Here is a 6449-nt window from a genome sequence, read left to right on the forward strand (position 1 = left end):
GAATACGAATGCCGCATCGTCGATCGGCTCGGTCGCCATCGTTATGGTAAGCTTTAATTATACCACATCCGGCGGCGAACCGCCCTCGTACACCATACAGTAGAATTCCGCGGGGCCCGTCGGCGTATTTCGGACATACGTATCGCGGATTGCGAAGCCGGCTTTGCCGTAGGCGCGAATGGCCCGTACGTTGTCGGTCATCACTTCGAGGTCGATCCGGTCGGCCGGCTTCCGCTGCATGGCCCGCGCCGTTATGGCGCGCGTAAACGACGGGCCGAACCCTTGACCGCACAAATCCGGCCGCAGGCCGAGCCCGAGACGCGTCCATCCGTCCAGCGGGAAAAATTGCGCGAATCCGCACAGCGTTCCGCCTTCATCCAATACCGACTCGAACTGCTCTTCGCGGATTTGCGGGTCGGCGAATTCCGTCGGCCCTTCCGCAAGCTCGTCCCAGGGCGACCAATCAAAGACGTCGTACGGCTCGGGATAGCGCCAAGCGCATATTTCCCTGCCGTGCGCTTCGGTCATCGGAACGAACCGCCATGTCCGCTTTTTCATCACGATGGGAGCCCCCTTTTCTTGTATTCCCATTGTACCGAAAAGTTTACGGCAATTGGAAACCATTTTTCGACTGCCTGCGTATATAACGTTAGTTTTCCGAAATGAACAGGAGGGCGCACATGGCCAGACTCGAGTATAGGCTGTTCGACGAAGAGCGAGGGTTTCCGTTATTGTACTATTACGATTTTATCGACAAGGACGAAGTATCGCTCCGTTTCGCCTGCGACTATTTGGTCAAGGACCGGGTCGTCTACGAGAAGACGTCGTGCGCCATCGAGCCGCGGGCGTACGTCATTTACGTGAAAACGGCGGAAGACGAGCAGGCGTTGGCGAGCGGAACGGAGCTTCCCGGCTACCGGGGCGGCATCCGCATCGAGCTGCGCCATTTCCGGGAGGAGGCGGCGCAGTACCCGGTCGTGCACGTCTTTCAGTTTCGGGACGACGACGATGCGCTGCTCCATTTGCAGAGCGACTATTTGCAGTGGAACGGCGTGGAATGGGAGAAAACGTCGGCGGAGGTGGACGAAGACCGGAAAGTGTACGTCTACTATGCGTCGCCGGTCGAATGACGACATTAGCGAAACAGCGAGGAGGGAACGGCAGTGGACTGGGAAAACGGCAAAACCCGCAAGCTCGTCAGTTTGTTCGTGGCGTCGGCGCTCGTCGTGGCGCCCGGCTGCGGCAGCCGGCAAGTGTCGGCGGGAGAATGCTGGGACCGGAACAATGACGGTTATTGCGACGACGACGGCAGCTCGGTGGGGAGCAGCTATCATTATGTGAACGGGAGCCGGGTTTATACGCGCAGCGGCGTGAAAAGCTCGGACGGAAGCTCCTACAAGGCTTCGTCCGGCGTATCGACCGGAACGGCGTCCAAGGGCGGCATCGGCAGCTCGTCCGGCTCCAGCAGCAGCTAGACCGGTTCGGTGCGATGACAGGAAGGAGGCTTCTTGCGTGGATTACGACGCATGGCGGGAACGGCTGTACGGGCCGCTTCGCGAAGAAGGCGTATTTACGTGGGATCGCATGTACGACGAGGAATACGCGCTGGCCGACATGCTGACGATAACCGCGCGCCGGCGCCGGGAAATCGCCGAAGCGACGGAGCGATTGGGCGCTTTGATCGTGAGGACCGTGGATGTCGTCAGACAGGGAGGCGAAGCGCTGTTCGCCGAGCTCGGTTTGCCGCCGGAAACGTGGGGGGCGGTTCGCATCGCCGTCTCCGACCGGCTGCCGACGGTTATCGGGCGGTTCGACTTCGCCTGGACGAAGCAAGGGCTCAAAATGCTTGAATTTAACGGCGACACGCCGACCGGCATCGTCGAAGCGTTTCACGTCAACGGGCGCATATGCGCCGCGTACGGCATGGCCGATCCGAACGAAGGGATGGCCGCCCATATCGGCGAGGCGTTCCGGCAGGCGGAGCGGACGTACCGCGAGCTGGGCTACCGGACGGACCGCATCGTGTTCAGCGCCCTGGACTGGCACGAGGAGGACGCGGGGACGACCCGCTATTTGATGCGGCAGTCGGGCCTTGCGGGAGCGACGTTCGCCGGGCTGTCCGAGCTGCGCGTATACGGGGACCGGCTGTGCGTGCTGCAGGACGGCGAGCATAAGCCGATCGATTTGCTGTACCGGCTTCACGCGCTCGAGAAGCTGGCGGAAGACCGGGACGAGGACGGCTATCCGACGGGAGCCCATGCGCTGCACTTGATGGCGGAGCGCAAGCTGGCGGTATTGAACCCGCCGTCCGCGCTGATCGCCCAGACGAAGGCGCTGCAGGCGCTCGTTTGGAACTTGTACGAGGCGGGGGAGTTTTATGCGGACGACGAGCGCGAAGCGATTCGGACGTACATGCTGCCGACGTATTTGGAAAACCGGTTCGCCGGCCGCAGCGCTTACGTAACGAAGCCGATTCTCGGCCGCGAAGGCGGCGGCGTGACGCTGTACGAGGCCGACGGCTCGTTCGCGGAACGGGACGGGGAGGCGCTGTACTGGGAGCAGCCGATGGTGTACCAGGAGCGGGTCGAGCTGCCGGTCGTGCCGATCCGCCATGCGGGCGGCGTCGCCGAGGCGAGACTGCTTTGGGGGTCGTTCTGGATCGGCGGCCGGGCTTCGGCCGTCGTGGCGCGCGCCGGTGGGCGAATTACCGGCAATTTTGCATATTTCGTGCCGGTCGGAATGGAGAAGGAGGATTTCCATGAATGAGCAGTTGGCGAACCTATTGAATTTTCTTACTTATTTGGGCGTGACGCTGCCGATACTCGCATTCGGCATATTCGCGTTCATGATCACGACGCCTTACAACGAATACAAGCTGATCCGCGAAGGGGCGAATACCGACGATCCGCGTAAAATCGGCGCGGCAAAGGCGGCCGCCCATGACCTCGGAGGCAAAATCATCGGGCTGTCGCTCGTGCTGGCGTCGGCCGTCTTCCATTCGGTGTCGCTGCTCGATTTGGCCATGTGGGGCATATTGGGCATCCTGTTCCAGGTCGTCGTCTTTTATTTGTTCGAGCTCGTGACGCCGTTTCGCGTCGTCTCGGAAATTCCGAACGGCAACGTGAGCGTGGGCATTTTCGCTTCCCGGCTCAGCGTGGCGACCGGATTGCTGATGGCGGCGCTGATCAGCTATTGAGGCGAGCCGGACGGCCCGCCGATTGTGAACGTACGCCGTCGGCCCCTGCTTCGCGCGACAGGCTTTTGCTACTTTCGCCCTAGGCAAAAAGCATAGAAAAGCGGCGCGCGGCATGGTATGATAAGGAAAATTGCGTATTTTTCACGGAGGGATAGTCGGATGAGCTTCAATATCGCCGGAAACCGCGTGGACGGCATTATCGTTCAAGCGATTTCGTCGGGGAAGTCCACGGCGCAGCAAGTCGTGCAGCAGCAAATTAACGAAGTCAAAAACGACCCGGCCAAAAATTTGCGCGAAATGCAGCAGCCGTCCGGACTGAGCAGTTTCCTGGATATTAAAGTATAAACGATAACCGAGAGACGCCGGGGCGAACCCCGGCGTTTTTGCACCGGCGGAAGAACATTCAAGTTGAAGAACGAGGAGCGATCACGATGGGAACGATTGTGGAATTTGGCTGGCTGGCCGAACGGTTGAACGATGCGGGCATCGTTATCGCCGACTGCCGGTTTACGCTCGGTCAGCCCGATGCGGGGCGGAACGCGTACGCCGAGGGGCATCTCCCGGGGGCCGTTTATTTCGATTTGGAGCGCGATTTGTCGGGACCGGTCGGCAAGCACGGAGGGAGGCATCCGCTTCCCGATATGGACGCCTTCGCCCAAAAAGTCGGACAAGCGGGGATCGATTCGTCGAAGACGGTAGTCGTCTATGACGATCAGGGCGGAGCGATGGCGTCGCGCCTGTGGTGGATGCTTCGTTATGCCGGCCACGACGGCGTGAAGCTGCTCGAAGGCGGTTACGGCGCGTGGAAAGCGGCGGGCTATCCGACCGAGACGGCGGTGCCGACGCCGATCGCGGCCCGGTTCGAAGCGTCGCCGCGGCCGGACATGCTGCTGTCGATGGAGGACGTGAAGGCGAGATTGGGCCGCAGCGGGACGACTTTGATCGATGCGCGCGAGCCGAGACGGTACCAAGGACTGGAGGAGCCGATCGATCCGGTGGCCGGGCACATTCCGGGCGCGATCAACCGGTTTTGGAAAGACGGGCTGGACGAAACGGGCCGATGGAAAAACGCCGCGAGGCAAAAGGCGCGCTTCGCCGGATTGAACCCGGCGGACGAAATCGTCGTTTATTGCGGCTCCGGAGTGACCGCTTGCCCGAACGTGCTGGCTTTGACGGAAGCGGGCTTCGCGAACGTGAAGCTGTACGGCGGCAGCTGGAGCGACTGGATCAGCTATGAGGGGAACCCGATCGCGACGGGGGAGGAGTAAGAACCGGGAGGCCGCGCCGGGCGCGGGTTGGAGGGCTGTGACAGGTTGCCGGGAGGCGGGCTGCTCACGGCCCTCTTTTGGGCTTTTCGTTCAACAGCTTGGATTTCTTCCCAGCTAAACGCAGTATACCGACCGCCTGCAACGCGGTAGCTTTGCGGAGCTAGCACTAGTCCGTCACCGTTATTTGTTTGTGCGTTCTGGAAGTCGTACTTGTTTTTAATCACCGTGCTATGGAAAAAGGCGCGGAGAAATGACTCCGTGCCCTTGGAATGCAATTTTTTTATCGCACCAGCGAGAAAAGATCGGCAGCCAACTGGTGAACCGGCTTTTTCGCGAATCCGTTGAGTCGATACAAAAACGAAGGCCGCGGATGCTCCGTTACGACCTTATTGACGAGTCCGTCGGTATTCAGCTCGTCCAGACGCGCGGACAGTATGCCTGGCGTCACATGCTGCAAGGCAAGTCGAATTTCCTGAAACCGCTCATATTTAAAATCGAGAGCGAGCAATACCGGCACATTCCACGCTTTGGCCGACAAACGACCATATCCGATATTCGCTTCTGCCAATTGAACCGATCTGGCCGCTTCACGGTACAAACGGCCTTTTTCCGTCAACACATACTCTGGCAGCAACGGATGTCGACGTTCGTGAGGCGATATATGCTGGATCAAGCCGGAGATGCACATCCGTTTTAAGTTGTCACTTAGTCGGGCGGGTGCTATGGCAAGTTGCTGTTGAAGCGGAGTAAAGCGACCGCCGCAGTTTTCAAGCGCTAGCAGCACAGGGATGGTCCATTGTCCGGAGAGCTCGTGGGTAATTTGAAGTATGTAATCCTCTGTTCTCAAGGTTAAGCTATTGACTCCGACAACTCCAGGCTATGTCCGTCCGGATCGGAGAATGTCGCAAATTTCACCACACCGGGCACCGTTTCTATTCCGCCCACAAAAGAGACTCCCTTCTGCTTAAGAAGCTGCACGGCCTCCTCGACGTTAGCTACTTCGAAGACGGTCGCTGAAGTGGAAGGGACAACAGCTTCAGACTCGGAAAGTCCGATGTAGCAATCTTTCACATTCGTTTGGACAACGGCCATTCCTGAGGAAACATCGTGAAATTCACTTGTAAAGCCAAGCTTTTCCGTATAAAACGCTAACGTTGCTTCCACGCTTGTTACGCTATACCATATTGTAACTCCCGATTTAAACATATCACACCTCCCCGATTGATACCGATATCATACTAGATATTATTTCGATAGTAAAGGAAAATATCGGATAATACCTGGGCTGATTTGGCCCCTAGAAACAGTTAAGTGGGTGCAAAAAAGCCGCCAAGGTTCTGGCGGCAGCGACCGGTATGGTGATACTGATGATAAAATCGAGCGATCCAAGTTTAGTCTGGGTATCCAGACGATGGAGGAGGCCAATGACGTGTTGCCAAGCCTTATCGAGAAGCACAACCGCAAGTTTGCCGTAGCGCCTCGCCTGGCCGATTCGGCGTATCTCAAGCTCCATTCCTCCGTGAATCTGGATCTTGTATTCACGGTTCGCGAGTATCGCAAACTGGGCACGGGGCATACTCTCTCGTACAACGGCAAACTGTATACGTTCGCCAAGCCGAATGACCTACGACTGGACGCAAGAACGACCGTCGAAGTCAGAGAGACGCTCGCCGGCGATGTGTTCCTCTGGTATCAGAACCAGCCCGTTGCGCTTTCTGAGACGGAAAAACCACATCGTCAGGCAACAGATGCAACAAAAAAAGCGAGTTCTGCGCCCCAACGCAAACCCGCCAGCCATCATCCGTGGAAAGCCCCGGACACCAACAAAAACAAGCGTACCACAAAATCAAGCGCCTTCCAAGAGGCTCTGTATTCCCAGCACAACACCTATCATGAGGCCTTCTGGTGACGGGCGGCCTCCACACTACAAAAAGTGACATTTTTACTGCTCAGTTAAGGTGACATTTTCACAGACGCTTGACATC

Annotated in this window: 10 protein-coding genes; 7 read left to right on the top strand and 3 right to left on the bottom strand. The window is 58.2% G+C overall.

Features of this window, described 5'->3' with window-relative positions; genetic code table 11:
- Positions 1-57: 57 nt before the first annotated feature.
- Positions 58-558 (bottom strand): GNAT family N-acetyltransferase, encoded by a 501-nt coding sequence (locus PV407_RS19165; RefSeq protein WP_332091590.1) that lies wholly within the window; start codon positions 556-558, stop codon positions 58-60.
- A 122-nt stretch (positions 559-680) separates the two neighbouring features.
- On the opposite strand from PV407_RS19165, the gene PV407_RS19170 reads away from it, so the two are divergent.
- The 6 genes from PV407_RS19170 (at position 681) to PV407_RS19195 (ending at position 4464) form a co-directional block, all read left to right on the top strand.
- Positions 681-1130, top strand: coding sequence for a hypothetical protein (locus PV407_RS19170; protein WP_332091579.1), 450 nt, complete (start codon positions 681-683; stop codon positions 1128-1130).
- A gap of 33 nt (positions 1131-1163) precedes the next feature.
- Positions 1164-1475: a hypothetical protein gene (locus PV407_RS19175; RefSeq protein WP_332091581.1), complete on the top strand. Its 312-nt coding sequence runs from the start codon at positions 1164-1166 to the stop codon at positions 1473-1475.
- A 37-nt stretch (positions 1476-1512) separates the two neighbouring features.
- Positions 1513-2766 carry a glutathionylspermidine synthase family protein gene (locus PV407_RS19180; protein WP_332091582.1) on the top strand — a complete coding sequence of 418 codons (1254 nt, stop codon included), beginning with the start codon at positions 1513-1515 and terminating at the stop codon, positions 2764-2766.
- Positions 2759-3196: a DUF350 domain-containing protein gene (locus PV407_RS19185; RefSeq protein ID WP_332091583.1), complete on the top strand. Its 438-nt coding sequence runs from the start codon at positions 2759-2761 to the stop codon at positions 3194-3196. The genes PV407_RS19180 and PV407_RS19185 overlap by 8 nt, the downstream gene beginning before the upstream one ends.
- Positions 3197-3355: 159 nt before the next feature.
- Positions 3356-3541: a hypothetical protein gene (locus PV407_RS19190; RefSeq protein WP_332091584.1), complete on the top strand. Its 186-nt coding sequence runs from the start codon at positions 3356-3358 to the stop codon at positions 3539-3541.
- Positions 3542-3627: 86 nt separating this feature from the next.
- Positions 3628-4464: a sulfurtransferase gene (locus PV407_RS19195; protein WP_332091585.1), complete on the top strand. Its 837-nt coding sequence runs from the start codon at positions 3628-3630 to the stop codon at positions 4462-4464.
- A gap of 280 nt (positions 4465-4744) precedes the next feature.
- Here the strand turns inward: PV407_RS19195 and PV407_RS19200 are convergent, their stop codons facing one another.
- Both PV407_RS19200 and PV407_RS19205 read right to left on the bottom strand, forming a co-directional pair.
- Positions 4745-5311 (bottom strand): winged helix-turn-helix transcriptional regulator, encoded by a 567-nt coding sequence (locus PV407_RS19200; RefSeq protein WP_332091587.1) that lies wholly within the window; start codon positions 5309-5311, stop codon positions 4745-4747.
- 2 nt (positions 5312-5313) lie between these two features.
- The gene (locus PV407_RS19205) at positions 5314-5670 is read right to left on the bottom strand and encodes a VOC family protein (protein ID WP_332091588.1); all 357 of its coding nucleotides are present in this window, start codon (positions 5668-5670) and stop codon (positions 5314-5316) included.
- Positions 5671-5779: 109 nt separating this feature from the next.
- Between PV407_RS19205 and PV407_RS19210 the strand changes: the two genes are divergently transcribed.
- On the top strand, positions 5780-6373 hold the full coding sequence (locus PV407_RS19210) for a hypothetical protein (RefSeq protein WP_332091589.1): 594 nt from the start codon (positions 5780-5782) through the stop codon (positions 6371-6373).
- Positions 6374-6449: the final 76 nt, after the last annotated feature.

The sequence above is a fragment of the Paenibacillus sp. GYB003 genome, assembly GCF_036577625.1.
Lineage (GTDB): Bacteria > Bacillota > Bacilli > Paenibacillales > NBRC-103111 > Paenibacillus_AB.